Genomic DNA, 25020 nt, shown 5'->3' with positions numbered 1-25020 from the left:
CTCTCTGCTGGCACTCGTCATTCGCGCAATGCCATCTTGGCGACCGTCGTGAGCCAGGACATGGCAGGAGCAAGGACGTCATCATTGAATTCGTAGCGTTCGTTGTGAAGCTTTCCGTCCTCAACCACGCGGCCATTTCCGATGAGGACATAGGCCCCCGCCTTTCCCTCCACAAGGAACGCGAAGTCGTCGCCGCCCATCGCCGGCCTGATGTCGCGGGTCACAGCCAATCCGGCGGCCTCCGCTGCGGCGACGGACAATGCGGCCTCCGCCGGCGTATCAGCCATCACACGACCCGTGGAATTGATCTCGTACTCGGCCTTGACGCCCCAAGCTGCAGCCGTCCCCTCTATGACCTCCGACATCCGCTGGATAACGGCTTTGCGAATGGCTGCATCGAATGTCCGGAGCGTGCCCATGACGGTCGCCGTCTCGGGAATCTGGTTGGTGACTGTTCCGCCTTGGATCATCGAGACGGTCAACGCAACCGTCTCAAGCGGATCGATGTTGCGTGAAACAATGTTGTTCAGCGCAACAATCAGGTGTGCTGCCGCATTGATCGGATCGCGCGTCAGATGTGGAGCTGCTGCGTGACCTGCCAGTCCTTTGAGTTCGACGCGCCAGTCACCACCGGCGGCCATCGAGGGCCTCGTGTGGACCGCAACTTGGCCGACCGGCAGGCCGGGCCAGTTGTGCCAGGCAAACAGCTTTTCCATCGGGTAACGCTCGAACAACCCATCGGCGATCATCGCCTTGGCACCCTTGCCGTTTTCTTCGGCCGGCTGAAAGACGAGGTTGATTGTTCCCGTCCAGCTATCGTCCTTGAGCAGCACGGCGGCTGCCCCGAGAAGCGCTGCTGTGTGGCCGTCGTGACCACAGGCATGCATGACGCCGGGGTTGCGAGAAGCATGCTGGAAACCATTGGCTTCCTTGATCGGCAATGCGTCCATGTCGGCGCGCAGGCCGATCGACCTGTTCGAACCTGGCCGATGGAGTGTCGCGACAATGCCGTGATTGCCGATGCCTGTTTCATGCGGAATGCCCAGGGATGTGAGTTGCCCCGAGACAAAAGCCGCAGTCTTTATCTCTTCTCCGGAAAGTTCCGGATGTGCATGAAGGTGGCGTCGCCATCCAGTGACTTGTTCAACGAGTTTCGGCTCTATCATGGTTGTATTTTCTCAAAGGACCTTGGAGAGGAATGCGACCGTGCGCGGGTTTTTCGGATTGGCAAGCATGTCACGGGGACGCCCCTCTTCCATGATCATGCCTTGATCCATGAACACCAGATGGCTTGCGACTTCTCGAGCGAACCCGATCTCATGGGTCACCACGACCATGGTGATACCGCTTCGGGCAAGGTCCTTGATCACATCGAGAACTTCCCCGACAAGCTCTGGATCCAGCGCACTCGTAGGCTCGTCAAAGAGCATGACCTCCGGCTCCATTGCCAATGCGCGCGCAATGGCCACGCGCTGCTGCTGACCACCGGATAACTGGCCGGGATAGCGATTGCCGAAACCTGACAACCCAACGCGGCCCAGAAGCTCCAGTGCCTTGGCTTGGGCATCGTTCTTGGACCAGCCCTTAACATGCACCGGCCCTTCCATCACGTTTTGCAGCGCCGTCATGTGCGGAAAGAGGTTGAAACGCTGGAAGACCATGCCGGTCATCCGTCGCTGCCTTGCCACATGGCCGGGCGCGAGCGGATGGAAGCATTCGTTCTGCTCGGTGAAGCCCTGAAGCTCTCCCTTGACGAACACCCTTCCGGCCGAGATCGCCTCCAACTGGTTGATGCAGCGCAACAGCGTCGACTTGCCGGATCCGGAAGGCCCGATTGCAACGCAGACCTCACCGCGCCGAACCACCAGGTTCACGCCTTTGAGCGCGTGGACCGGGCCATAGAACTTATGGATGTTCTGCATTTCGACGCAGACGTCCGATTTAGCGACTGTATCCATGACCTCACTCCGCCCTGGCTGGATTGGGAGAGACGCCCTTGCCGAAGTGAAGCTCGAGAAAATGCTGACCAACCATCAGCAGGCTTGTGATGGCGAGATACCAGGCGCCCGACACCATCAGCAGAGGGATCGGCAGGTAGAGCCTGTTGGCGATCGCATTCGTGGCGAACATCAGGTCGAGCGTAAATGGCACCGCAAGCACCAGGGATGTCATCTTCAGCATGCCGATGGTTTCGTTGCCTGTGGGCGGAATGATCACGCGCATCGCTTGCGGCATCAGGATGCGCAACCAGATCTTGGTCGGCCGCATTCCCAGAGCCTGCGCGGCTTCCGCCTGACCATGATCGATGGAATTGAACCCCGCCCGGAAGATTTCGGTGAGATAGGCGGACTCGTTGAACCCAAGTCCGAGAATGGCCGCAACCGCCGGCGTCACGAGATAGCGTGTTTCCACGCCGACAATTTCAGGCCCGAACGGAATGGACAGCGTCAGATGCGGAAACAGGACAGCGAAAAGGCCCCAGAACAGCAACTGCGTGTAAATCGGAGTTCCCCGGAAAAACCAGATCCAACTGTAGGCCAGGCCTTTCAAAACCGGATTGTCACTGTCGCGCATGACCACCAGCACGCCGGCGACAAAAATGGCGACCGCCATGGCGACAACCGTCAACAGGAGCGTCCAGCCGACACCGCGAATGACCTGCGGCCAGAACAGATATTTCAGGAAAACGTCCCAATGAAAATTCGGATTGACCGCGACAGCGTGCGCGGCCTGAAGGGCAATGACCGTGATCACGGCCACCGCCAGCCAGCGGCCCGGGTGTCGGCGCGGAACAACGATGTTCCGCGCGACGTCCGGTTTCACGGCTGCAGACGGATCCGCTGCGGTCCGCGTGGTATCTGCGTCCAAAGCCACGGCATCAATCCTTGACTGTCGGATTAACTTCGGCCTTCTTCACAATTTCGGTTCCGACGCCCCAGCTATCGAACAGGGCCTGATATGTGCCTTCCGCGATCAGCGCGTTGATGGTATCGGCGACAAGCTGGGTCAATTCAACATCGGCCTTTGCGACGGCGATCCCGTTCGGTCCACGTTCGCTGAACACTCCGGTGGTCGGCGAGACAACTTCCAACTGGCCCTTTGATTGCTTCGAAGCATAGCCGACAGTCGAGCCACCGGAAATTGTTGCATCCGAGCCGCCGGCGGCAACACGGGTCAATGCTTCTGTCTGCGTTGCAAAGGGCAGAACTTCGATCGCTGGCTTTCCTGCAGTGGTGCACGTCTTGTCCACGTCATTGACGATGCCCTCGTGCCAGGAACCAGACTGGATTGCGATTTTCCGACCGCAGAAGTCTGCAGGATCGAAACTGGACGGGTTGCCAGCCTTGACGGCCCACAAGCTTCCGCTGTCGGAATAGCTGACGAAATTGACCACCTTCATCCGCTCGTTGCTGACAGTAAATGCGGATACGCCGAGATCGAATTTGGTCCCGAGAGCAGGCAAGATGGCGTCAAACGCTGAAGTCTGGAAGTCGATCTTGACTCCGAGTTTCGCCCCGATTGCATTGGCGATGTCGACATCGATGCCCTCGGGCGTTTGACCGTCTTTCTCGCTGAGATATTCCCAAGGAGCATAGGCGGTGTCAGAGCCGATCGACATTACGCCCGCCGCCTTGATCTTGGCAGGAAGGCGCGCAGCGAGCACCGGATCAGCCTTGATGCCGGACGTATCAAAGCCGTCGGCAAGGGCGGGACCGCAGAAAGCGATTGCGACCAGGATGGCGGTACCAACGGTCGACTTAAGGCAATTACGCGTGTTGGACATTGAGTTCCCCATTATTTTTGCTTCGAGTTACGCAGATGAGTTCAGCTTGGGAGGATGCACGTCTCTGGCTCGATGAAAGCAATATGCGCGAACCTAACAATGCCGTCTAATAGTAAGAATGATGCGATCTATTCTCCTGGGTTATCGGGTTGATGGAGGCAGGCTGGTACACAGGCATGGAGCCGCGGTGTCCGATGAAACGGGGCCTGACCTGGCTGAAGGTGACACAGAGGGCGCGCCAGCCGAATTTGCCACCAGCTGGAATGGCGATGAGGATTTGGGAGACGCGCGGAAATCATAACGCTCGCTGCGGCGATGTACGCCATCTTGAACATACGCATTATTTCGATGTCCTTGCGTTGTGTTTTGATCACACGGCGCATATTGCTTTCCGTGATGGTTCCGCCCGATGAAATGACGGCGGATGAAAAGGGAACACGGTGAGGACTACCCATCAGGGACCAAAACCGTGGCTGCCCCCGCAACTGTAAGCGGTGAGCGATGTCCAACGATGCCATTGGCCGATATTTCGGCTGATAAGGCGGACTGAGCCAAGACCCGTGAGCCAGGAGACCTGCCATCGCTGGGCCACGACATCCGTGGTGTTTGTTCGAGCCGCGCGGTGGGCGCGGTAGAGGGTTATGCTATGCATATTATGGAAGGCTATTTGCCGGCCGCGCACGCAGTCGGCTGGGGCGCGGTTTCCGCGCCATTTGTGATTTACGGCGCCCGGCGCATTGTAACGCTTGTTCGTGAAAAACCCGAAATCAAGCTCCTGATGGCCGCGTCCGGCGCTTATGTGTTCGTGTTGTCCGCACTCAAGATCCCGTCTGTAACCGGGAGCTGCTCGCACCCGACGGGAACCGGACTTGCGGCATCGCTATTCGGTCCCACGGTCACCACTGTGCTCGGGACGATCGTCCTCCTGTTTCAGGCTTTGCTGCTGGCACATGGCGGACTGACCACGCTGGGCGCAAATATCTTTTCCATGGCGATCGTCGGTCCATTTGTCGCCTATGGCCTGTTCCGAGGCATCACAGCAGCCGGCTTCAGCGGCGCGATTGCAATCTTCGTGGCTGCGACACTCGGCGATCTGGCAACCTATGTGACGACATCTCTGCAGCTCGCTCTCGCGTTTCCGGACCCGGTATCGGGTATCGCGGGTGCTGCGGCGAAATTTCTGGGTATTTTTGCGGTCACACAGGTGCCACTGGCTATCAGCGAGGGCCTGTTGACGGTCATCGTCTTCAACCTGTTGCAGCGCTACAGCCGCGGCGAACTGAACGCCCTCAACATCTTTACCGCGAAGGCCTGATCATGCTGAAACGTAACCTCTGGATGTTGTTTGCCGTCGTCGCCCTGGCAATCCTGCCGTTGATCATTCACCATGGCGGAGACGCCGAATTTGCGGGTGCAGACGGCGAGGCGGAAGCCGCCATCACCGAAATTCAACCAGACTACACGCCCTGGGCCGCACCGATCTGGGAACCGCCGAGCGGAGAGATAGAAAGCCTGCTGTTTGCCCTGCAGGCAGCTTTGGGAGCAGGCCTTGTCGGCTTTTATTTCGGTCGTCGCACGTCGCCGGCAAAGCGCCCGGATACCCACTAGACGATGCGTGCGATCGATCGCTGCGCCCAGACCAACCGGTGGCGACACTACGCCACCGGAGAAAAGCTCCTGCTTGCCCTCGGCCTGATGATCATCTCGCTGGTATCGGTCGGATGGGCGGGACAAATCGGCCTGCTCATCGCCACACTCGCCCTGATGAAGGCAGGTGCCGGGATTCGGTTCGCTGACATTTTCAAGGCGGCGCGGGTACCCATGCTGTTCATCGTTACGGGAACAGTGGCGCAGCTCGTGTCCGTCAGGATGACCGGGCTTGTTCCGAACTTGTCGCTGGTCGCCGGAGATGCTGTCTATTCCGCATGTTTCGTGGCGCTCAGAAGCACCGCCTGCGTGTCAGCCCTGCTGCTTCTGGCCTTGACCACGCCGCTTTCCAGCATCGTTCAACTGTTGCAGCGGATAGGCTTGAACGCGGAAATATCCGATATCGCCATGGCAATGTTCCGGCTGATCTGGCTGCTACTGGACTGTCTCGAGGCCGGCCAGCAGTCGCTCGGTGCGCGATTGGGCTACACCAGCAACCGGCGGATGCTGAGGTCCAACGGTCTATTGCTCGCATCGCTTCTGCCGCGCGTACTCGGACGAGCCCAGCGCATGGAGGCAGGCCTCGCGGCGCGAGGCTATAGCGGTCGCCTGAACTTCATCTCGGTGGAACAGCCAGCGTCGACCGCACGGCTCATGATGATCTTGTGCCTCCTCTGCACCGTTGCTGTCATGATGTGGTCCTTCCCATGATCCTTGAGGCACGCGCTGTCGACTTCAGCTACGACGACGGGACCCGCGCCCTCGACCAGGCCTCGCTCGTCGTCAACCGGCAGGAAATACTGGCGATCCTTGGCGCGAACGGCGCTGGGAAATCCACACTTCTGTCGACGCTGAACGGCACTTTCAGACCTGCGGCCGGACATATACTGCTTGACGGCAATCCCGTCAGCTATAGTCGCAAGGGCCTTGTCGAGCTCCGCTCGCGGGTTGGACTGGTTCTGCAGGATCCCGACGATCAGCTTTTTGCCGCCACGGTTTTCGAAGACGTGTCATTCGGCCCACTCAATCTCGGCCTTTCGGTCAGCCAAGCCCGGACCCGCGTGCTTGAGGCGCTCGCCATTATGGGGATCGAGGCACTGTCGCATCGCCCGACGCACATGTTGAGCTTTGGGCAACGCAAACGGGTTGCGATCGCCGGGGTGCTTGCGATGTCGCCCGCTGTTCTTCTTCTCGACGAACCGACCGCCGGCCTCGATCCGAAATCGGTCGACGAACTTTGCGAGACCCTGCGCGGCCTTGCCGTCCAGGGCGTTTCCGTGGTGATTGCCACGCATGACATGGATATCGCCTACAATTGGGCGGATCAAATCGCAGTCTTCGCCAGAGGCAAAATCATCATGGAAGGGCGTGCCGAAGATGTATTCGGCAAAAGTGGCTTCCAGCAGGACACGGATTTGCGGCTTCCGCTCATCTACCAACTGTCGAGCGAGCTCAGAAACAGCGGACTGATTTCGCAGGATGGAGATCTGCCGCGAAGCGTGCCGGAGTTAGTCCACCAGCTTCGATCACATCGCAGCTGAAATACGCCATCGCATGCCATGAAGCCGCGATCGCTTCGCGTTCTTCTGGATTTCAACGGATGCTACCTCGAGCCGAAGGTCGCCTCCATCGATTCAGACGTCACCCGGAAAGCCAGCGATCAGCTTGTCCAGCGTGGGAGGGTAAAGCCTGCCCCTACCTCATGACGCGCGTGGCATCGTCGACACAATCGCAAACTCGAATGGACGGGTGTGCCTTACTGCGAATTCGCCAAACCAGTTACTCGTCTGGAATGGCTCGGCACCGGCGTTTTCCAAACACCTGCAGAACGCTGATCTGAGGTGAACAAGCGAAACGGCAGCCCGCCGGAGCCCCTCACTATGCTTGCTCGGCCTCGAAAAAAATATATAATGCCCACAACAGTCATTTATAGCGGCACAATCAGTGCCGAAAAGTTTTTGCATGTTCAGTTTTTCGTGCAAGAGAATGACGGATGAAGGAATTGTGTCGGAATGACCGTTTCAACCATTGAACCCGGCACCTCTCTGCGCAAGCGCAGCCTCTATGAAGAGTTGTACCTTCAATTGAAGACCGACATTGCCAGCGGAAAGGCTCTGAGGGGGACGGTCCTTTTGGAAGGCCCGCTTGCCGAACTTCTCGGCAGCAGCCGCGCACCCGTGCGGCAGGCTCTTCAACTGCTGGCGGAAGAGGGCCTCATCAGCCGCTTCGAAGGAAGAGGCTTTGTCGTCGGCCCGTCTGGGACCGCGGCCAAACGTATCGACCTAGCCGAGAGTTTCGGACATCTGACACAAGCCCAGGACCGGCCGATGTTTGCCTGGCAGTCGCTTTACGAGGACGTCGAGCGGATCGTCGTCTATCGCTCGTTTTTCGGCCGCTTCAGGATCAACGAGATCGAACTGGCCCGGCATTTCAGCGTCGGACGGACGGTTGCACGCGACGTGCTGCTCAAGCTGGAAACGCTGGGCATCACGCAAAAGGATGAGAGCTTCCGCTGGTCGATCGTCCCGCTGGACGACCAGCGCATCCGGGATCTTTACGAAGTCCGCGAGCATGTGGAGCCGCTGGCGCTGGTCCATGCAATGGACGCGATTCCGGACGATCATATCGACAGGATGCTGTCTCGACTGGCTCTGGCACTCGACACCTATCCCGACGTCTCGGCGGCAACAATGTATGATCTGGAACTGGATTTGCATTTGCGCAGCATACAGCCGTGCCCGAACAAGGAACTGCTGAGCATCCTGCAACGCACACATTGCATCCTGACGCTGAGCAAGCACGTTCTCGGCATCCAGCTGGAGATGCCGGAATATGAGCCGTTCCTCGCCGAGCATGTCGCCGTGTTCCGGATGATGCGCCGGCGCGACAAGGAAGGGCTGATGCTGGCGATGCGTAGCCACATTCATGGTTCACAGCCGAAGGTGGTGGAGCGCGCAGCTGCCGTGCGCCGAACCTACAAGCCGGACGACTACAGCTTCATCGTCTGATCCGGCGCGGTTCTGCTCAGGTCACGGCCCCGACCTGCCAGGGAACGAATTCGTTGTCACCGTAGTCGTAGATCTCGCTCAGCGTCTTCTTGCCCGATGCGACCGCGATGATGCTTTCGAAAATCCGGGTTCCCGCCGCCTCGATCGTATCCTCGCCGGTAACGATACCGCCGCAGTTGATATCCATATCCTCTTGCATATGCTCGTACATTTCGGTGTTCGTCGCGATCTTGATGCAAGGAGCCGGCTTGAAGCCGGAGACGGATCCGCGGCCGGTGGTGAAGCAGATGACATTGCAGCCGCCGGCCACCTGGCCTGTCACCGCGACGGGATCGTAGCCTGGCGTGTCCATGAAGACGAAGCCGGGTTCGGTGACGATTTCGGCATATTCATAGACGGCCTTCAACGGCATTGTTCCACCCTTGGCAACGGCACCGAGCGACTTTTCGAGGATGGTCGTCAGACCGCCCAGCTTGTTGCCATGCGATGGATTGTTGTTGAGCTCGGCACCGTTGCGTTGGGTGTAATCACGCCACCAATCGATCCGCGACAGCAGTTTCTCGGCGACCGCTGGCGTTGCCGCACGGCGGGTGAGCAGGTGCTCGGCGCCATAGATTTCCGGTGTTTCGGCCAGAACCGAAGTGCCGCCATTGCGCACGATCAGGTCTGATGCATATCCAAGCGCCGGGTTGGCGGAAATGCCGGAATAGCCATCCGAACCACCGCATTCCAGAGCCACTTTCAGGCCCGAAAGCGGTTGCGGCGTACGTTTCGCAGCATTCACATCCGGCAACATATCGCGGATAATGTCGCTTGCCGCCGCGATCGTCTTGCGTGTTCCACCGAGATGCTGAATCGTCATGGTCCGCAATCGCTTGCCTTCCTCCAGCTTGAAATGCTCAAGGATCGGGCCGATCTGGTTGGTCTCGCAACCGAGCCCGATCATCAGAATACCGCCGAAATTGGGATGCCGCGCATAGCCTTGCAGCGTGCGGATCAGCATCAGATATCCTTCAGCCTTGGTGTTGATGGCGCAGCCGCCGCCATGGGTCAGCGCAACGACGCCATCGACATTGTCGAAACCTTCGAGCCCGCCGGTCCGGTTGAAATGCTCGGCAATCGCCTTCGACACTGTGGCCGAACAGTTCACCGTAGTGATGATGCCGATGAAGTTGCGCGTTCCGATACCACCGGCGCCGCGATCGAAGCCCATAAAGGTGCGGCGCTCAGCCTCGGGCAGCATGCCCTTTTCCTCGATATCGACACTGAACTGATGCTGATGTTCGGACTCGATGACGGCGAGGTTGTGGAGGTGCACATGTCCGCCGGCAGGAATGAGCTGCGTGGCAATTCCGATCGACTGGCCGAACTTGCGAATTTCCTCGCCCGGCAAGATATCGCGCACCGCGACCTTGTGGCCACGCGGAATCTGCTCCGCGGCAGCAAGGCCATCGATACCGGTCGGAGCACCCGCCCTCACCATGGCGCGCGCCACGGCCACGTCGTCGATGGCGTTGAGAAGGATCACCGGTGAGTTTGAGATGGTCATGGACGCTTTCCAGGAATGTATTCAAATAATGACTATTGCAGGCAATAAACAATCATGTTAGGTCACTGCCGTCAAGTGAAATCGGGACCCGAACTTGACGGGAGGATGTCTTGGGCTACCAGTTTGATTTCAGCTTTCTGGCCGACTACTGGCCGCAACTCGTCGACGGCGCACTGCGCACGCTGTGGCTATCGGCGTTCAGCATCCTGTTCGGCTTCGTCTTCGGCGGTGCTTGCGCCGTTGCCCGCATTCACGGCTCACCGCTGTCGCAGCGTCTTGTCGGTATCTATGTAGATGTCATCCGCAACACGCCGCTGGTCATCCAGGCCTTCTGGCTGTTTTTCGGCATGGCGGCGCTCGGGTTCCGCATTCCGGCCTTTTACGCGGCGGTCATTACGCTGGTGATCAATGTCGGGGCATATACGGCCGAAATCCTGCGCGCGGGGCTAGAATCCATTCCGAACGGCCAGCGCGAGGCGGCGAACTGTCTTGGCTTGAAGACCTGGCAGGTGATTTTTTACGTCGAGTTGCCGCAGGCGGTCGAACGCGTTTATCCGGCGCTGGTCAGCCAGTTCATCCTGATGATGCTCGCAACGTCCATCATGTCGCAGATCTCCGTCGAAGAACTGACAGGCGCCGCCTACGGCATCCAGTCCATCACCTTCCGCGGTTTCGAAATCTACATCGTCGTGGCTGTCATCTACCTGCTTTTGTCATGGTTGACGCGCGCCGTGATGATGCTGGCCGGCAAAGTGGTGTTCACACGCAAACGCCGTCTCGGCACGAACTTGTGAGGAGATGATCATGGGTGGCGTCACATATCCGCAAATTCTCTTTATTCTTCAAGGCGCCGGCTGGACGCTGGTGCTCTCCCTTCTGGGGTTTGTCGGCGGAACGATCATCGGCCTTCCGGCCGCGATTGCCCGCATTTCGACAAATGGCCCGCTGCGCATCGCCGTTGCTGCCTATATCAACTTGGTCCAGGGCATCCCCCTGCCGATCATCATGTTCCTTGCCTATTTCGGAATCTCGATTGCCGGCTTCAACGTTCCGGCACTGGTAGCAGCCGGGATCGCAATGACGGCCTATTCCAGCGCTTTCCTTGCCGAAATCTGGCGGGGATCGATCGAATCCGTTCCAAAGGCGCAGTGGGAAGCCGCGGAGTGTCTGGCGCTGACCAACCTGCAGCGCCTCACACATGTCATCCTGCCGCAGGCCGTGCGCATCTCCATTCCGCCGACCATCGGATTTCTCGTACAGATCATCAAGAATACGTCCTACGCGGTCGTGATCGGCTTTGCGGACCTCACCTATTCGGCCCGCCTGATCAACAACACCACGTTCAAGCCGTTCACCGTCTTCACGATCGCCGCCGTTCTCTATTTCGCGATCTGTTTTCCGCTCTCCAGGTTCAGCAAGACGCTCGAACGCAAACTCAACCGCAGCTGATTTAGGAAAATGGCCATGTCGTCTCTGGTAGCGTTCAAGGATGTCCACAAAGCCTATGGACAGGTCGAGGTTCTCAAGGGTGTCTCGTTCGATGTCCCCAAGGGGAATGTCGTCGCCCTGATCGGACGCAGTGGCTCGGGCAAGAGTACGGCGCTCCGCTGCATCAACGGACTGGAGAAGATCAAGTCCGGCACACTCGACGTGTGCGGCCGCAGCCTCGGCGCAAGCCCGGACCTGCGCGACCTGCGCATGGAAGTGGGGATCGTCTTCCAGAGCTACAACCTCTTCCCGCACCTGACGGTCGAGGAGAACATCACGCTTGCGCCGCGCCTGGCCAAGAAGCTGTCGAAAACCGCAGCAAAAGCCGTTGCCGAACGCGTGCTGACACAGGTCGGCCTGTCGGAAAAGGCGCAGTCCTATCCCGAACAACTATCAGGCGGCCAGCAACAGCGCGTGGCGATCGCCCGCTCGCTCGCCATGGAACCCCAACTGATGCTGTTCGACGAGGTGACCTCGGCACTCGATCCGGAACTGACCGGCGAAGTGCTGAAAACGATCGAGGCACTGGCCGAGGGCGGCATGACCATGGTGCTTGTGACCCACGAAATGGCATTCGCCAAGCGCGTCGCCGACACGATCATCTTCATGCATCAGGGCGTCGTCTGGGAAACCGGCGATGGTTCGATGCTGGACAATCCGCAAACGGCGGAACTCAGGCAATTCATTGGCAATGGCCTTTGACAGCAACGATTTTTCTCACCACAGGGAGGTAACGATGGTGACTTTGAAGGGACTGATCAAACTGACGCTGGCGGCTGCAACCGTCTTCACGCTGGCGCAGGCGGCGATGGCCGATACGCTTGCCGACATCAAGGCACGCGGCCGCATCCTGGTCGCGATCGATCTGGGAGCTCCGCCCTACGGCATGCTCGACGGCAACGCGCAACCCTCCGGTTCGGACGTCGAGGCAGCACAGGCACTTGCCAAGGATCTGGGCGTCGAGCTGGAAATCGTGCCGGTAACGGGACCAAACCGCGTGCCCTTCCTTCTGACCAGCAAGGCCGACATCGTCATGGCCTCCTTCTCGATCACCGACGAGCGCAAGAAGGTCATCGATTATTCGACGCCTTACGGCGTTGTACCGACGGTCGTCGGCGGGCCTGCCGGTGAAGCGATCGCCGATTTTGCCGCACTTTCCGGCAAGACCGTCGCCGTGACCCGCGGCACCACCAGCGATGCAGCGCTCACCAAGGGGGCTGACGCCGCTGGAGGCCTCGAGATCGTTCGCTACGAGGACGATGCGACGACCAACACGGCCATTTCCACTGGGCAGCAGGATTACATCGCTGCGGCGGCCTCCGTGATCAAGCAGGTGAATATCGCCAACCCGTCGCGCAATGTCGAAATCAAGTTCGTCATGACGACGGCGCCCTACGCCATCGGTTTGCGCCAGGGAGAGACAGAGCTGAAATCCTGGCTCGACCAATGGGTCTCGGCGAACATTGCCAGTGGCAATCTGAACACGATCTACGAGAAGCATTTCGGCATTCCGTTGCCCGCCGAATATCAGGCCAAGAAGTAGTTCCGCGGGACAGCACTGCCCGAACTTTACCGTTCGGGCAGGATTTCGCTTTCATGGATTAAAGGACAGAAACATGCTGATATCCCAGATCAAGAGCACAGAGGGTGCGACGGCCGTTGTGGCGCGCGCGGTCGGCGAGGCCGGGCGCATCGTCAACGGCGTGACCAGTGTGCATGCTTTGGCGCTGGAAGCGGCAAACACCGGTCGCAGCCTAGTCTCCCTGATCGAAGCCAAGGGGTTCACCGAGACTGTAGATCTGGATGCGGTCTATGCGGATGGGCGCTTCCTGCCGCCAATCACGCATGACGATCCGGCGCATCTGCATCTGACGGGCACGGGCCTGACCCATCTCGGCTCGGCCTCAACGCGCGACGCCATGCATGCCGCCGTCTCCAAGGTGGAAGAAGGCGCCACCGACACCATGAAAATGTTCAGAATGGGTCTTGAGGGCGGCAAGCCGATGGCTGGCGAAACCGGCGTTCAACCGGAGTGGTTCTACAAGGGAAACGGCATGCAGGCATCGGCACCCGGCAGCGCGCTGGTGTCTCCTTCGTTCGCGCTCGACGGCGGCGAGGAGCCGGAAATGGCAGGCATCTATGTCATTTCGGACAGCGGCCAGCCATTCCGCATCGGCTTTGCCGTCTCCAACGAATTCTCCGACCACGTGACCGAGCGGATCAACTATCTTTACCTCGCCCATTCCAAGCTCCGACCAGCCAGCTTTGGCCCGGAGATCCGGATCGGCGCGCCGCCGGCCGATATCCGTGGCACGTCGCGGATTATCCGCAAAGGTGTGGTACTGTGGGAGAAGCCTTTCCTTTCCGGCGAGGCGAACATGTCGCATAGCTTCGCCAACCTCGAACATCACCATTTCAAATACGGCATCTTCCGTGCGCCGGGCGATGTGCATGTCCATATGTTCGGAACGGCCACGCTGTCCTTCGGCGACGGCATCAGGACTGAGGCCGGCGATGTGTTCGAAATCGAGGCGGCCGATTTCGGTCTTCCTCTGCGCAACACGCTGACTGTCGCAGCGGCAGAAGAGATCGTTGTCACGCAGCTTTGATCCTTAAAAGTCCGCACACTCGTCTCGGGCGACGCAGCCGATGACAGTAAAATTATCGTCCCCCCACTTTTCGAAGTGGGGGGTGTTTTCGGTTACGCGTCGCTATTTTCTTTTTTGAAAACCATTTGACTAAATCATTTCCCGCTGTCACTCTTTCGTCATTCGGAGACATTCGACATGGCTTTACGGGGAACCAATCAGGAAACGGGAAGACCGTATAACCGACGGATCGTGCTGGAAGCGATTCGTCTGCGTGGCCCGACGACGCGTGGTGATGTCGCGCAAAGCGTCGGCCTCACCGTGCAGACCGTCTCGACCATTGTCCGCGAACTCGAGGAACAGGGACTGATCCTTTCGGTCCAAAAACCGCCCAAAGGACGCGGCATCCCGCCCTCGACCTTGACCATCAATCCAGAGGGCGGACATGCCCTGGGCATTCACGTCACGCCGCTCGGTATTGAGGCGGCGCTGGTCAATCTGCGTGGCGACGTGGTGGACAGCGTGCGCCGCAAAGTCATGAATGCCACGCCCAACGAGGCATTCTCCGTCATCAGCGACATGGTCGTGCAGCTCAAGGCCAGTCCACGCTGCGGTCGCCTGCTCGGTGCCGGGCTGGCACTGCCCGGTCCGTTCGACGTGGAATCCATGAGCTTCGTGGGTTCGACCACGATGACCGGTTGGAAGAACGTCGACATACGACAGCATCTTGCCGATGCCACCGGCCTGCCTGCATTCATCGAAAACGACATGGCCGCCGCCGCATTGGGAGAACAGTTGTACGGCCTCGGCCAGCAGGTATCGGACTACTATTATCTGTTCTTCAGCGTCGGCCTGGGTGGCGTCATGCTGCATGACGGGTCCGTCATGCGTGGGGCATGGGGCAATGCCGGTGAAATCGGCCATATCCCCACGGTCCCGGATGGCGAGCCGTGCCCCTGCGGAAATCGCGGCTGCCTCGAACGGTATCTTTCTCTCGATGCCTTCGAACGTCGCGGCCTGCCCGTTTCCGAATGGGTAAACGAGGTTGCACCATTCTTCCGCAATGCCATCCGCACGATCGAAAACCTCTTCGATCCAGAGACCATCGTGCTGGGCGGGCTGGCGCCGCAGCCGTTGATCGAGCAGCTTGCAACGCTGGCCGACGGATTGAACAATTCGATTTCAGCCCGCTCCGACCGCACGCACCCGCGCGTCACGGTGGCCAGCGATTGCCAGCACTCGGCGCTTCGCGGCGCAGCGGCCCTCGCCGTCTTCGGCGTCCTGTCGCCGCGCTTCGGCCAGATGTTTGAAACTTCAGAGAAAGAGATTGTCGAATGACCGAGAAGCTGCTCGTCCTGGATGATATTCGCAAGAATTTCGGCGCCATCGAAGCCCTCAAGGGCATCAGCTTTTCGATCGGGAAAGGCGAGGTTGTTGCCCTTCTCGGCGACAATGGCGCTGGAAAGTCGACGCTGGTGAAAATCATCTCGGGCGGCTTGCAGCCGACATCGGGACACATGCTCTTCGAGGGCGAGGCTTATCAGGCAAAGACTCCGGCCGAAGCCAAGGCAGCCGGGATCGAAACCGTCTACCAGGACCTGTCGCTCTGCACCAATGTCGATGTGGTCGGAAACTTCTTCATGGGCCGCGAAATTACCCGCAAGGTTGCCGGCATTCCCTTCCTCGACGAACGCGCGATGGAAGACATCACAACCAAGGCGCTGACCAGCGCCGGTACCCGCATTCCATCGATGCGGACCAAGGTCGAGCATCTGTCCGGCGGCCAGCGCCAGGCGATCGAACTCAACCGGTTTGCCCATTGGGGTGGAAAGCTTCTTTTGCTTGACGAGCCGTTCGCCGCCCTCGGGGTCGAGCAGACACGGCGCGGACTCGACATGATCCGTCATGTCGCCAGCCAGGGCATCGGCGTCGTCATCATCACGCATATTATGCAGCAGGCCTTTCAGGTCGCAGATCGCATTGTCGTCATCCGCCACGGCGTGGTCGCCGGAGATGTGGAGAGAACCAAGACAAGCCCGGATGCAGTGATCGAGATGATCACAGGGCAAACCCTCGCCGGAGCCGGACCGGTGAGCAAAGAATGAAAAGGGGTCCGGCTTAAACTGGAGAGAACGATCATGAAGCGAATAATGCTAACTCTGCTGAGCGTTCTGGTGCTCGGCCTTTCGATGCTGACGACGGCGGCTGCCCAGTCCAAGGGCGTCGTCTATTATCTCGTGCCGACATTGCTCGATGAATTCCAGACAGGCTCGGTCAGCGCGTTGGAAATGTTCCTCAAGCAGACCGGCTACGAGATGAAGACGCTCAATGCCGACAACAAGACCGACGCGCAGCAATCGCAGATGAACGATGTCATCGCGCTGAAACCCTCTGCAATCATTCTTGCAGCTGTCGATTTCAATGCGTTGAAGCCGTCGATCGACGCGGCACGGGCCGCTGGTATCCCGGTCGTCGAATTCGACCGCCAGATCACCTCGACCATGTCCGACTTCACATCCGTCGCCGGTACGATCGAGATCGGTCATGTTGCCGCCGACCAGGCAGAGGCCATGCTCAAGGCCAAGAATAGTGATGTGAAGGGCAAGATCCTCCAGGTTCTCGGCGACCCGGGCGATCCTTACACACTCGATATCCAGAAGGGTTTCGAGGAAAAGATGAAAGCCTTCCCCGGCGTCACGATCATCTCGGTACCGGCAATGCAGTGGGAAGCCAGCAATGCAGGGACGATCGTTTCCGACCAGATGCTGGCCAACCCCGATATCGACCTGATCTTCCTGCATGCCGCCCATCTGTCGGTCGCAGCCGTCGCCTCGCTTGAGGCCGCCGGCAAGAAACCGGGCGACGTGATGATGATGAGCTCCAACGGCGCACCCGTCGGTCTCGATCTGATCCGCAAGGGCTGGCTCAACACCGAAGTCGAGCAGCCGCTCTATGCCCAGGCAGCAGCCGTTGCCATGTTCATGGACAAGATTGCCGGAAAACAGGAGATCAAGGCGGGCGACTATGACGTGCTTGGCCTGAAGAGCACTGTGACGATCGAAGCATGGGGTCCCAATATCAAGGTTCCCGGCGCTGCGATCACCAAGGAAAACGTCGATAACCCGGCCTTCTGGGGCAACATGAAGCCACCGACCGGCACGGTCGAATCCGTCAAATAAGACGGCATTTCCATCCGGGATCCGCATGGATCCCGGACCCTTCTCCCTCCAATCCGGAATTGCCGCATGACGCCTCGTACGCGCAAAACTCTCGAATTCGTCCTCGATAATCTCGTCTGGTTCATGCTGATCGTTGTTCTTGCGCTGTTTTCAGCGCTGATCCCGAGCTATTTCCAGATTGGCATCTTCACCAACATCATCGAAGCGTCGAGCGTGCTCGGCGTCATGTCGATCGGCCTCGCACTGGTGATCATCACAGGACATATGGACCTCTCTGTCGAATCCGTCGCCGCTCTCTCGGCCATGGCGGTCGGCATCCTGTTCTGCTCGGCCGGTATAGGGCGCGGCATCACGCTGTCGCCGGAATGGCTGATGATCCCGGCTTCGCTGATGGTCGCCTGTGCCATCGGCGCACTGATCGGCCTGTTCAATGGCTTCCTTGTCGTCAAACTGAAGATGAGCGCCTTCATCATCACTCTCGCCTCGTTCATCTGGGTGCGCGGTCTGGTTCTGGCCGTGTCCGGTGGCCGCTCCGCCCAGGACCTTGCACCTGCCATTCGATGGTTCGCAATCGAGCGTGTTCTCGGCATTCCGCTGTCAGCGTGGATCGCAATCGCCTGCTTCCTGATCTTCTCGGTCATGATGGCAAAGACACCATTCGGTCGGCACCTCGTGATGATCGGCGGCAACGAGACCGCAGCCTACCGCGCCGGCATTCGCGTCACCCGTAACCTGATCATCGCCTTCGTGATGGCCGGTGCCATCGCCGGTCTTGCCGGCTGGCTGCTTGCTGTTCGAACCTCTGGCGCGACGGCCAATCTCGGCATCGGGTTGCTGTTTAATGCATTTGCAGCCGTTGTGATCGGCGGCGTCAGCCTCAAGGGCGGCGTCGGGGCACTTCCCGGCGTCTATGCCGGCGTGCTTCTTCTGTCGTCCATCAATACGGCCATCAACCTCATGGGGCTGCCGGCGAACTACACCCAGGTCATCCATGGCTTCCTGGTGCTTGCAGCCGTGCTTCTCGATACATTCAAACAAAGGCTCCGCCAGAGGCTCGCATGACAGACAGGTTGAAAGACAAGGTAGCACTGGTGATCGGCGCTTCCCGCGGCATCGGCAAGGCGATTGCCGTCCGCTTCAAGGAAGAAGGCGCAAAGCTCGTGCTCGCCGATTTCGAGGCCGAAGAAGGCAAGGCAGCAGCCGATGAACTCGGCATCGATTTTGTCCACACCGACATTTCGAAGATGGATGACGCGATTGCAGCCGTCGCGTTGACGCTCGAACGCCACGGCCGGCTCGATATCATTGTGCAGAATGCCGGGATCTATCCCTGGCAGCTGATCGAAAACACTGCGCCGGAAGACTGGGACAATGTGATGGCCGTCAATCTGCGCGGCTGTTTCAATGCGGCGCGCGCCGCCCTGACGCCGATGAAGAAGCAGGGCTCGGGGCGCATCCTCTTCACCTCGTCGATTACCGGGCCGCATGTCACAAGCCCCGGTCACGGTCACTATGCCGCCAGCAAAGCCGGTATCAACGGCTTTATCCGCTCTGCGGCGCTGGAATTTTCCTCCTACGGCATCAATGTCAACGGTGTCGAGCCGGGAAACATCCTGACAGAGGCGATCCAGCTCCATCGCAGCGCCGCCTTCATCAAAAACATGGAGGATGCGATTCCGCTGGCTCGCCTCGGCTCACCGCGCGATGTTGCCAATGCCTTCCTGTTTCTCGCCTCCGATGACGCAAGCTATGTGACCGGCACCACGATCATCGTTGACGGCGGACAGCTTTTGCCGGAAGGGGCCGATTTCAGATTGTTGCCAACCTAAGGAAGCCCCTCCGGAGCGCGCTGGCTCGGTTTGTCCGAGCAGTCTGCAGCGATTTATTAAGGGGATACGCCTCGATTCTGCTGCCACAATCATCGGTGTCAGCACGTTGCAATCGGCCTTGCAAACGCGCAATGCGTGACGCTGCAACGCCCGCGAGGCCTACTTCCATTCCAGCGGGGCAATTGATTTTGCTATCATACCTTTCGGCCCTGACGGATCAGGTCGGCCGCCTTTTCCGCGATCATCACGACCGGTGACGCCGTATTGCCGGAGACGATACGCGGCATGATCGAGGCATCAACGATCCGAAGTCCGTCAAGGCCGGCGACCCGAAGCGAGGGATCAACGACCGCGTCAGGATCGGCTCCCATGCGACATGTGCCGACCGGGTGAAAGATCGTCGTCGCGATATCGCCGGCGCGCCGGATCAGGGCGTCATCGTCCTGATATTCGATACCGGGAAGCATTTCCGCAGGCTGATATCGTTCCAGCGCCTGTGCCGTCATGATGCGGCGAGCCTGCCTGATTGCGGAGACCGCCACGCGCCGATCGAAATCCGTCGACAGATAGTTTGGTCGGATGTCCGGCTGAACGGCCGCATCATTGTCGGTGATGTGGCAAGTGCCCAGGCTTGTCGGCCGCAGCTGGCATACCGACACGGTGATGGCCGGAAACGCATGCAATGGCTCCCCCAGCCGATTGGTCGACAAGGGTTGAATGTGGTATTCAATGTCCGGTGTGATCTGGTCGGAACCCGAGCGTGTGAACATGCCGAACTGGCTGGGTGCCATCGACATCGGGCCCGAGCGGCGCAGCAGATATTCGCCGGCGATCTTCAACTTGCCGGCCACGCTGTTGGAGAGCTGGTTCAGGGTCAACGTGTTGCTGACCTTGTAGACGGTGCGGATCTGCAGGTGATCCTGCAGGTTTTCGCCGACACCTGGACGGTGAAGCGCCACCGGTATTCCAAGATTCCGCAGCATGTCGGCATTACCGATGCCCGACAGCTCCAGCAGCTTCGGCGAATTGATTGCGCCGGCGGCGAGGATCACCTCGGCAGAAGCCTCGACGGTGAACTCGCCACCCGGCGTGCGGAAGCATACACCGCTGACACGTTTGTCGGTGATGGTCAGCCGCTGCACCAATGCATGCTTGATCAGCCGCAAGTTGCCGCGTTTCAGCGCGCCACGCAGGAAACCCCGGGCTGTATTCCAACGCATGCCCTTGTGCTGGTTGACCTCGAAGAAACCCGAACCTTCGTTGTTGCCGTCGTTGAAATCTGCGCGAGGCTCAATGCCGAACTCACGTGCGCCCTTCTGCACGGCCTCCAGAATCTCCCAGCGCAGTCGCTGACGGCTGACCTTCCACTCGCCGCCGGTGCCGTGCAGGTCGTTGGCCCCTCCATGATGGTCTTCCGATTTCCGGAAATAGGGCAGGACATCGGACCAGCCCCAGCCTGCATTGCCGAGGTCGCGCCAGCCATCGTAGTCGCTGGCCTGACCGCGCATGTAGATCATTCCGTTGATGGAGGAGCATCCACCCAGCACCTTGCCGCGCGGATAGGCGAGGCTGCGGCCGTTAAGCCCCGGCTCTGCGGCCGTCGTCATCATCCAGTCGGTGCGCGGATTGCCTATACAGTGGAGATAACCCACCGGGATCTGAACCCAGTGGTAAAGGTCGGAGCCTCCGGCTTCCAACAACAGCACACGAACCGAGGGATCCTCCGTCAGCCGCGCCGCCAGCACACAGCCTGCGGTTCCGGCGCCGATGACAATGTAGTCGTACGTGCCCTCAAGCCGATTTGCTTGCGACATGGCATGTCCTTTCACCGTTACAGGGCAGCTGACTATATTTCAGTGTGTAGCGCAACAATGGCCTCATGCTTTCAAAACAGACCAGAAGTCGCGCATCCGATCGGTCAATTGCCCATAGAGGGCAAAGCGACGCTCGTAGTGTTCACGCAGATCCGGATCTGGCTCATGGCTCCGATCTACACGGGTCATGGTGGACACCGCCGTCTCGAAATCCGGATAAAGACCGACTGCTACCGCCGCCCCGATGGCGGCTCCGAGTGCGCCGGTTTCGCGGGCCTCTGCAACACCGATCGGTAGACCGAGGACATCTGCCATGATCTGCGGCCAATGCGGGCTGCGCGCGCCGCCGCCCGACATGACTGCGGCATCAACGCTAAGACCTGCCGACCGCAGGACATCGATGTGACGACGGTGCTCGAAGCAGACGCCCTCGAACAAGGCCCGCAGCATATGCCCCTCGCCATGCCAGCCGGCCAGCCCGTAGAAGCCGCCGCGGAATTCTGCGCCCAGCCGGGATCCAAAGATGAACGGGTGGAAAAACGGATCGTCCGCCGCCGGCGACACGGAAGCGACCGCGGCATTGCAGCGGTCGAAGGCCGGCTCGCCATGGCTGCCCAACAGCCGGTGAACATACCATTCCAGATTTGCGGCCGAGGTGGCACTGGACTCGATGTTGACGTAGCGATCCTTTCCGAATGTCGCCACCATGAAGACATCGGGGCTTTGCACCGGTGCAGCGGCAAAGACCTGGTTGATACCCCAGGTGCCGGCAATGATCGACGCTTCCCCCGGACGCACCACCCCAGACCCCATGGCGCTGGAGACGACATCGAAGAAGCCGCCGATGACAGGCGTGCCCTCGGCAAGCCCGGTCAGGGCTGCGGCTTCGGCGGTCACATGACCGACAATCTCACAGGAATCGACCGGCCGAGCAAACAGCGGCAGTGCATCCTCCAGGCCATAGAGACCAAGCAGTTCCCGGTCGAGCATGCCTCCCGGCATATTGAGCAAGCCGGCACCGCTGAGATCGGAGATGTCACTGGCGAGCTGTCCGGTCAGCCGGAAGTTGACATAGTCCTTGGAGAACAACACCGCGCCGGTTGCCGCATACACCTCCGGCGCATGGCGCTTGACCCATGCCAACAGGCTTGGCGTCTGGGCAGGCCAGGGACGCTGCAGGCAGCGGCGCTGCAATGCCTCGCCGCTTGCCGCGTCGATCTCCTGCGAGATGGCGGCGGCGCGGCCATCCAGCGACTGGATGCCGAGCAGCGGCTCATGCGTCCGGTCCAGCAGGTACAGGCCGTTGCCATGGCCGGCGCAACCGATGCCGGCGATGGAAGCGGCATTCACGCCGGAATGCGTCAGCAACGCGCGGATTGCCTCACAGCAATTGCGCCAGAGTTCGCCGAGGTCGCGCTCCACCTGGCCCGGAGCCGGATAGGTGGACTTGCCATCGACGCCATGATGGGCGACCTGCCGCCCCTGACGGTCGAAGAGGACGGCCTTGATGACGGTATTGCCCGCGTCGAGGCCCAGAAGATAGATGTCGTCAGCCACGATTATAAATGTCCCATGCTTCCTCACCACTCGCATCCTGATGGATAATCGCCATCAGCGCCGAGACCACGGCCTTCGGATTGTCATGTTGATAGATGTTGCGACCATAGACCATGCCGTTTGCGCCCTGCGCCTTCAAGGCCGCCGATTTTGCCAGAACGGCGCGTAGGTCCTCCTTGCCGCCGCCACGCACCAGAACCGGGCAGCGCGCCGCCTCGATGACCCGATGGAAATCCTCGGGATCGCTGGTCGGATCGGCCTTGATGATATCCGCACCCATTTCTGAGGCCAGCCGCACCAGCGTGACGATCTTCTCCGCGTCGCCATCGACCTGATAGCCGCCCCTCACGTCATTGGGCAGCATGACCAGCGGCTCGATCATCAGCGGCATGCCGTAGCGATGGCAGTCGGCCCGCACACGGCTGATGTTTTCCACGCATTGGCGGAACAGCTCCGGCTCATCGGGCAGCATGAACAGGTTGACCACCACGCAGGCCGCATCCATTTCCAGCGCGCCGATCAACGGCTCGTCACGGTTCTGCAACTGCGACCACATCACACGGTGGCGCGTCGCATTGTAAGGATTTCCCATGTCGATGCGCATGACCAGTGCCGGCTTGTCACGACCGGGGCGGTTCTGCAGCAGGTCGGCCTGCCCATATGCCAACTGGATCGCGTCGGTTCCGGCATCGACCAACCTGTCGATCACCACTTCCATGTTTTCCAGTCCGACCAGGAAGCTCGGCTCGTTGCAAACCCCGTGATCGACCGCGACATCAAGGCAGCCGCCGTTCCGAAAGAGACGGTTCAGGCGTGCTTTGTGCGAAAATCTTGTCATCTTGACCTTCCTTGCATCTGTTTTCGAGAATGTCCTTGGAGACGCCGTGGAAGACGTCCAGTTCAGTGATCAGCTGACTTTGCTCGAGGGCTGCCTGCTCCTCGCTCCAACCGAGTTCGCTTGCGGCGATCCTTGCCAGCGACACGATGATGTCGAGGCTGATCTCGCCGGTGATCGCCAAGGCCGTGCGCCGCAGGACGATGTCGGCAAGATGGCGAACGGCTTCCTCGCGGATCAACCACAGGATTTCGGCCTCGGTGATCGGCAGCGCTGCCGTCAGCGGGCGGTCGTTAGTTTGCGTGGCGCAGAAAGCCATGAGTTCGAAGGCGCGCGAGCCGTAGGTCTCGGCAAGATGGTCGGCACGCATCCTGTCGATCGGAAAGCCACACTCAAGCATATCGGCCAGCTGGCCGACGGAGCCGGGAAAATTCCGACCTCCGCCGATCGGCCGCGTCGACGTTCCGGTGATGCGTGGCCGTCCGAGAAACGCTAGTGCCTCGTCAGCCGTCTGCTCCGCAAAGGCCCGGAATGTCGTCCATTTGCCGCCCACCATGCACAGCTGCGGCGGATCGCCCTCGATGCGGTGGACGAAATGACTGCGCGAGATGCGGCCAGTGAATTCGGCATCGCTGCGCGGCAACGGGCGAATGCCGCTGAAGCTGAAGACGATGTCCGAGGTCGCGATGGCGATCTTGGGAAACACGTAGCGTATGGCGTCGAGAATGTAGTCGCGTTCCTCCGGCTCGCATCTGACCTTGGCCGGACGCTCCACCTTGATATCGGTCGAACCCGCCAGCACCCGACCGAGATAGGGAAACAGAATGCAGACGCGGTTGTCGGTATTTTCAAAGAAGATCATATGGCCGTTCAGGGCGTCGTGAAGCGCTGCATTGTCGAGGATCAGATGCGAGCCCTTCGTACCCGACACGACAGGCTGCTCCACCGCCGCTTCCGTGCCAAGCGCGCGCACGGTCTGATCAATCCAGGCGCCGGTCGCATTGACGATGATGCGCGGCCTGACCACGAGGACGTCGTCGGCGCCTTCCACGCGCAGCCGGTAGCCGTCCGCGCCGCGCTCCAGTTCGCCATAATTCAGAGCGATCGCCTGCGGCGCATCCCGTTCCGTATCGGTGATCAACTCGATCGCAAGCCGTTCAGGATGGCTGATCCAGGCGTCGTGATAGGTGGCGGAATATCGCAGCGCCGGTGTGAGCGCCGGCCATTGCGCCAGGGTCTTGTCCCGGTTTCTGAATTCGTGCCGCGGCAGCAGGCGCTTCTTGCGCGTGACGAAATCGTAAAGTGCCAGGCCGACCTTGATGGCCACGGCGCCGCGGCTGGTCGGCTTTCCACCCGATCCGGCAAAGGCTGCAGCGGCGTTGAACAGCCCGCTGAACACCGACATGATCGGGATCGTCGTCGGCAGGGGGTGGACCATATGCGGCGCGAGCGTCAGCAAGGCATCTCGCTCGCGCAGCGATTCCGCCACCAGGCTGAACTCGCCATTTTCCAGATACCTCAGGCCACCATGGATCATGCGGGACGGGGCAGCGCTGCAACCGGATGCGAAATCGTTGCGTTCGACGAGCAGAACGCGCAGACCCTGGAGGGCGAGGTCGCGATATGTGGCGATCCCGTTGATCCCTCCGCCGACAACCACGGCATCGAAATCACCGTCCTGTCGGATGCGCCTGATGGCATCGTTGCGAAATGCGGGCATAGTAATCCCATTCACCGGTTTG

24 protein-coding genes and 1 riboswitch are annotated in these 25020 nt (G+C 59.9%); of the genes, 15 read left to right on the top strand and 9 right to left on the bottom strand.

Annotated features, from left to right (window positions below; all coding sequences use genetic code 11):
- Nucleotides 1–17: 17 nt before the first annotated feature.
- The 4 genes from GVK95_RS10965 to GVK95_RS10950 are packed head-to-tail and all read right to left on the bottom strand — an operon-like array spanning nt 18 to nt 3784.
- Entirely contained in the window at nt 18–1166 is a 1149-nt protein-coding gene (locus GVK95_RS10965) for an amidohydrolase (protein ID WP_244618734.1), read from the bottom strand.
- Nucleotides 1167–1178: 12 nt separating this feature from the next.
- Entirely contained in the window at nt 1179–1958 is a 780-nt protein-coding gene (locus GVK95_RS10960) for an amino acid ABC transporter ATP-binding protein (protein ID WP_159949382.1), read from the bottom strand.
- A gap of 4 nt (nt 1959–1962) precedes the next feature.
- Nucleotides 1963–2874, bottom strand: coding sequence for an amino acid ABC transporter permease (locus tag GVK95_RS10955; RefSeq protein ID WP_200844260.1), 912 nt, complete (start codon nt 2872–2874; stop codon nt 1963–1965).
- A gap of 4 nt (nt 2875–2878) precedes the next feature.
- The gene (locus tag GVK95_RS10950) at nt 2879–3784 is read right to left on the bottom strand and encodes an ABC transporter substrate-binding protein (RefSeq protein WP_159949380.1); all 906 of its coding nucleotides are present in this window, start codon (nt 3782–3784) and stop codon (nt 2879–2881) included.
- Nucleotides 3785–4164: 380 nt separating this feature from the next.
- Nucleotides 4165–4381, top strand: a riboswitch (cobalamin riboswitch).
- Nucleotides 4382–4430: 49 nt separating this feature from the next.
- On the opposite strand from GVK95_RS10950, the gene GVK95_RS10945 reads away from it, so the two are divergent.
- From GVK95_RS10945 to GVK95_RS10925, 5 genes are all read left to right on the top strand, one after another.
- Nucleotides 4431–5099: an energy-coupling factor ABC transporter permease gene (locus tag GVK95_RS10945; RefSeq protein ID WP_159949378.1), complete on the top strand. Its 669-nt coding sequence runs from the start codon at nt 4431–4433 to the stop codon at nt 5097–5099.
- Nucleotides 5100–5101: 2 nt separating this feature from the next.
- Nucleotides 5102–5392, top strand: a complete 291-nt coding sequence (locus GVK95_RS10940) for an energy-coupling factor ABC transporter substrate-binding protein (protein WP_159949376.1) — start codon at nt 5102–5104, stop codon at nt 5390–5392.
- 3 nt (nt 5393–5395) lie between these two features.
- Nucleotides 5396–6142 carry a CbiQ family ECF transporter T component gene (locus GVK95_RS10935; protein ID WP_159949374.1) on the top strand — a complete coding sequence of 249 codons (747 nt, stop codon included), beginning with the start codon at nt 5396–5398 and terminating at the stop codon, nt 6140–6142.
- Nucleotides 6139–6972: an ATP-binding cassette domain-containing protein gene (locus GVK95_RS10930; RefSeq protein WP_159949372.1), complete on the top strand. Its 834-nt coding sequence runs from the start codon at nt 6139–6141 to the stop codon at nt 6970–6972. The genes GVK95_RS10935 and GVK95_RS10930 overlap by 4 nt, the downstream gene beginning before the upstream one ends.
- A gap of 471 nt (nt 6973–7443) precedes the next feature.
- Nucleotides 7444–8439, top strand: a complete 996-nt coding sequence (locus GVK95_RS10925) for a GntR family transcriptional regulator (RefSeq protein WP_159949370.1) — start codon at nt 7444–7446, stop codon at nt 8437–8439.
- A 16-nt stretch (nt 8440–8455) separates the two neighbouring features.
- Here GVK95_RS10925 and GVK95_RS10920 read toward each other — a convergent pair whose 3' ends face one another.
- On the bottom strand, nt 8456–9988 hold the full coding sequence (locus GVK95_RS10920; RefSeq protein WP_159949368.1) for an altronate dehydratase family protein: 1533 nt from the start codon (nt 9986–9988) through the stop codon (nt 8456–8458).
- 110 nt (nt 9989–10098) lie between these two features.
- Between GVK95_RS10920 and GVK95_RS10915 the strand changes: the two genes are divergently transcribed.
- The 10 genes from GVK95_RS10915 (at nt 10099) to GVK95_RS10870 (ending at nt 19072) form a co-directional block, all read left to right on the top strand.
- On the top strand, nt 10099–10782 hold the full coding sequence (locus GVK95_RS10915) for an amino acid ABC transporter permease (RefSeq protein ID WP_159949366.1): 684 nt from the start codon (nt 10099–10101) through the stop codon (nt 10780–10782).
- 10 nt (nt 10783–10792) lie between these two features.
- Nucleotides 10793–11437 carry an amino acid ABC transporter permease gene (locus tag GVK95_RS10910; protein ID WP_159949364.1) on the top strand — a complete coding sequence of 215 codons (645 nt, stop codon included), beginning with the start codon at nt 10793–10795 and terminating at the stop codon, nt 11435–11437.
- A 15-nt stretch (nt 11438–11452) separates the two neighbouring features.
- The gene (locus GVK95_RS10905; protein ID WP_159949362.1) at nt 11453–12178 is read left to right on the top strand and encodes an amino acid ABC transporter ATP-binding protein; all 726 of its coding nucleotides are present in this window, start codon (nt 11453–11455) and stop codon (nt 12176–12178) included.
- A 34-nt stretch (nt 12179–12212) separates the two neighbouring features.
- A complete protein-coding gene (locus tag GVK95_RS10900) occupies nt 12213–13019 on the top strand; it encodes a transporter substrate-binding domain-containing protein (protein WP_159949360.1) in 807 nt (268 codons plus the stop codon).
- A 73-nt stretch (nt 13020–13092) separates the two neighbouring features.
- Complete coding sequence (gene araD1 / locus GVK95_RS10895; protein WP_159949358.1) at nt 13093–14085, top strand: AraD1 family protein; 993 nt, start codon at nt 13093–13095, stop codon at nt 14083–14085.
- A gap of 177 nt (nt 14086–14262) precedes the next feature.
- Nucleotides 14263–15402, top strand: coding sequence for an ROK family transcriptional regulator (locus tag GVK95_RS10890; RefSeq protein ID WP_159949356.1), 1140 nt, complete (start codon nt 14263–14265; stop codon nt 15400–15402).
- A complete protein-coding gene (locus tag GVK95_RS10885) occupies nt 15399–16169 on the top strand; it encodes an ATP-binding cassette domain-containing protein (protein ID WP_159949354.1) in 771 nt (256 codons plus the stop codon). The genes GVK95_RS10890 and GVK95_RS10885 overlap by 4 nt, the downstream gene beginning before the upstream one ends.
- A gap of 33 nt (nt 16170–16202) precedes the next feature.
- Nucleotides 16203–17243: a sugar ABC transporter substrate-binding protein gene (locus tag GVK95_RS10880; RefSeq protein WP_159949352.1), complete on the top strand. Its 1041-nt coding sequence runs from the start codon at nt 16203–16205 to the stop codon at nt 17241–17243.
- A gap of 66 nt (nt 17244–17309) precedes the next feature.
- A complete protein-coding gene (locus GVK95_RS10875) occupies nt 17310–18305 on the top strand; it encodes an ABC transporter permease (RefSeq protein WP_159949350.1) in 996 nt (331 codons plus the stop codon).
- A complete protein-coding gene (locus tag GVK95_RS10870) occupies nt 18302–19072 on the top strand; it encodes an SDR family oxidoreductase (RefSeq protein ID WP_159949348.1) in 771 nt (256 codons plus the stop codon). The genes GVK95_RS10875 and GVK95_RS10870 overlap by 4 nt, the downstream gene beginning before the upstream one ends.
- A 194-nt stretch (nt 19073–19266) precedes the next feature.
- On the opposite strand, the gene GVK95_RS10865 is transcribed toward GVK95_RS10870, so the two are convergent.
- The 4 genes from GVK95_RS10865 to GVK95_RS10850 all read right to left on the bottom strand — a co-directional run bounded on the left by GVK95_RS10865 (nt 19267) and on the right by GVK95_RS10850 (nt 24998).
- A complete protein-coding gene (locus tag GVK95_RS10865; protein ID WP_159949346.1) occupies nt 19267–20886 on the bottom strand; it encodes a GMC family oxidoreductase N-terminal domain-containing protein in 1620 nt (539 codons plus the stop codon).
- A gap of 63 nt (nt 20887–20949) precedes the next feature.
- Complete coding sequence (locus GVK95_RS10860; RefSeq protein WP_200844259.1) at nt 20950–22443, bottom strand: FGGY-family carbohydrate kinase; 1494 nt, start codon at nt 22441–22443, stop codon at nt 20950–20952.
- Nucleotides 22436–23281, bottom strand: a complete 846-nt coding sequence (locus GVK95_RS10855) for a class I fructose-bisphosphate aldolase (RefSeq protein WP_159949344.1) — start codon at nt 23279–23281, stop codon at nt 22436–22438. The genes GVK95_RS10860 and GVK95_RS10855 overlap by 8 nt, the downstream gene beginning before the upstream one ends.
- Nucleotides 23220–24998: a glycerol-3-phosphate dehydrogenase/oxidase gene (locus tag GVK95_RS10850; protein ID WP_159949342.1), complete on the bottom strand. Its 1779-nt coding sequence runs from the start codon at nt 24996–24998 to the stop codon at nt 23220–23222. Before GVK95_RS10850 ends, GVK95_RS10855 begins: the two co-directional genes overlap by 62 nt.
- Nucleotides 24999–25020: the final 22 nt, after the last annotated feature.

Source organism: Rhizobium sp. 18065, assembly GCF_902706095.1.
Lineage (GTDB): Bacteria > Pseudomonadota > Alphaproteobacteria > Rhizobiales > Rhizobiaceae > Allorhizobium.
Note: the sequence above shows the minus strand (reverse complement) of the source record. Positions and strands in the feature narration are given on the sequence as shown.

Excerpts from the sequence above, each read along its gene's own strand:
- GVK95_RS10925 (WP_159949370.1), top strand. The coding sequence starts at position 7,444 with ATGACCGTTTCAACCATTGAACCCGGCACCTCTCTGCGCAAGCGCAGC.
- GVK95_RS10940 (WP_159949376.1), top strand. The coding sequence starts at position 5,102 with ATGCTGAAACGTAACCTCTGGATGTTGTTTGCCGTCGTCGCCCTGGCA.
- GVK95_RS10890 (WP_159949356.1), top strand. The coding sequence starts at position 14,263 with ATGGCTTTACGGGGAACCAATCAGGAAACGGGAAGACCGTATAACCGA.
- GVK95_RS10960 (WP_159949382.1), bottom strand. The coding sequence starts at position 1,958 with ATGGATACAGTCGCTAAATCGGACGTCTGCGTCGAAATGCAGAACATC.
- GVK95_RS10900 (WP_159949360.1), top strand. The coding sequence starts at position 12,213 with ATGGTGACTTTGAAGGGACTGATCAAACTGACGCTGGCGGCTGCAACC.
- GVK95_RS10885 (WP_159949354.1), top strand. The coding sequence starts at position 15,399 with ATGACCGAGAAGCTGCTCGTCCTGGATGATATTCGCAAGAATTTCGGC.
- GVK95_RS10945 (WP_159949378.1), top strand. The coding sequence starts at position 4,431 with ATGCATATTATGGAAGGCTATTTGCCGGCCGCGCACGCAGTCGGCTGG.
- araD1 (WP_159949358.1), top strand. The coding sequence starts at position 13,093 with ATGCTGATATCCCAGATCAAGAGCACAGAGGGTGCGACGGCCGTTGTG.
- GVK95_RS10905 (WP_159949362.1), top strand. The coding sequence starts at position 11,453 with ATGTCGTCTCTGGTAGCGTTCAAGGATGTCCACAAAGCCTATGGACAG.
- GVK95_RS10950 (WP_159949380.1), bottom strand. The coding sequence starts at position 3,784 with ATGTCCAACACGCGTAATTGCCTTAAGTCGACCGTTGGTACCGCCATC.
- GVK95_RS10880 (WP_159949352.1), top strand. The coding sequence starts at position 16,203 with ATGAAGCGAATAATGCTAACTCTGCTGAGCGTTCTGGTGCTCGGCCTT.
- GVK95_RS10965 (WP_244618734.1), bottom strand. The coding sequence starts at position 1,166 with ATGATAGAGCCGAAACTCGTTGAACAAGTCACTGGATGGCGACGCCAC.
- GVK95_RS10910 (WP_159949364.1), top strand. The coding sequence starts at position 10,793 with ATGGGTGGCGTCACATATCCGCAAATTCTCTTTATTCTTCAAGGCGCC.
- GVK95_RS10865 (WP_159949346.1), bottom strand. The coding sequence starts at position 20,886 with ATGTCGCAAGCAAATCGGCTTGAGGGCACGTACGACTACATTGTCATC.
- GVK95_RS10930 (WP_159949372.1), top strand. The coding sequence starts at position 6,139 with ATGATCCTTGAGGCACGCGCTGTCGACTTCAGCTACGACGACGGGACC.
- GVK95_RS10850 (WP_159949342.1), bottom strand. The coding sequence starts at position 24,998 with ATGCCCGCATTTCGCAACGATGCCATCAGGCGCATCCGACAGGACGGT.
- GVK95_RS10870 (WP_159949348.1), top strand. The coding sequence starts at position 18,302 with ATGACAGACAGGTTGAAAGACAAGGTAGCACTGGTGATCGGCGCTTCC.
- GVK95_RS10935 (WP_159949374.1), top strand. The coding sequence starts at position 5,396 with ATGCGTGCGATCGATCGCTGCGCCCAGACCAACCGGTGGCGACACTAC.
- GVK95_RS10920 (WP_159949368.1), bottom strand. The coding sequence starts at position 9,988 with ATGACCATCTCAAACTCACCGGTGATCCTTCTCAACGCCATCGACGAC.
- GVK95_RS10875 (WP_159949350.1), top strand. The coding sequence starts at position 17,310 with ATGACGCCTCGTACGCGCAAAACTCTCGAATTCGTCCTCGATAATCTC.
- GVK95_RS10855 (WP_159949344.1), bottom strand. The coding sequence starts at position 23,281 with ATGACAAGATTTTCGCACAAAGCACGCCTGAACCGTCTCTTTCGGAAC.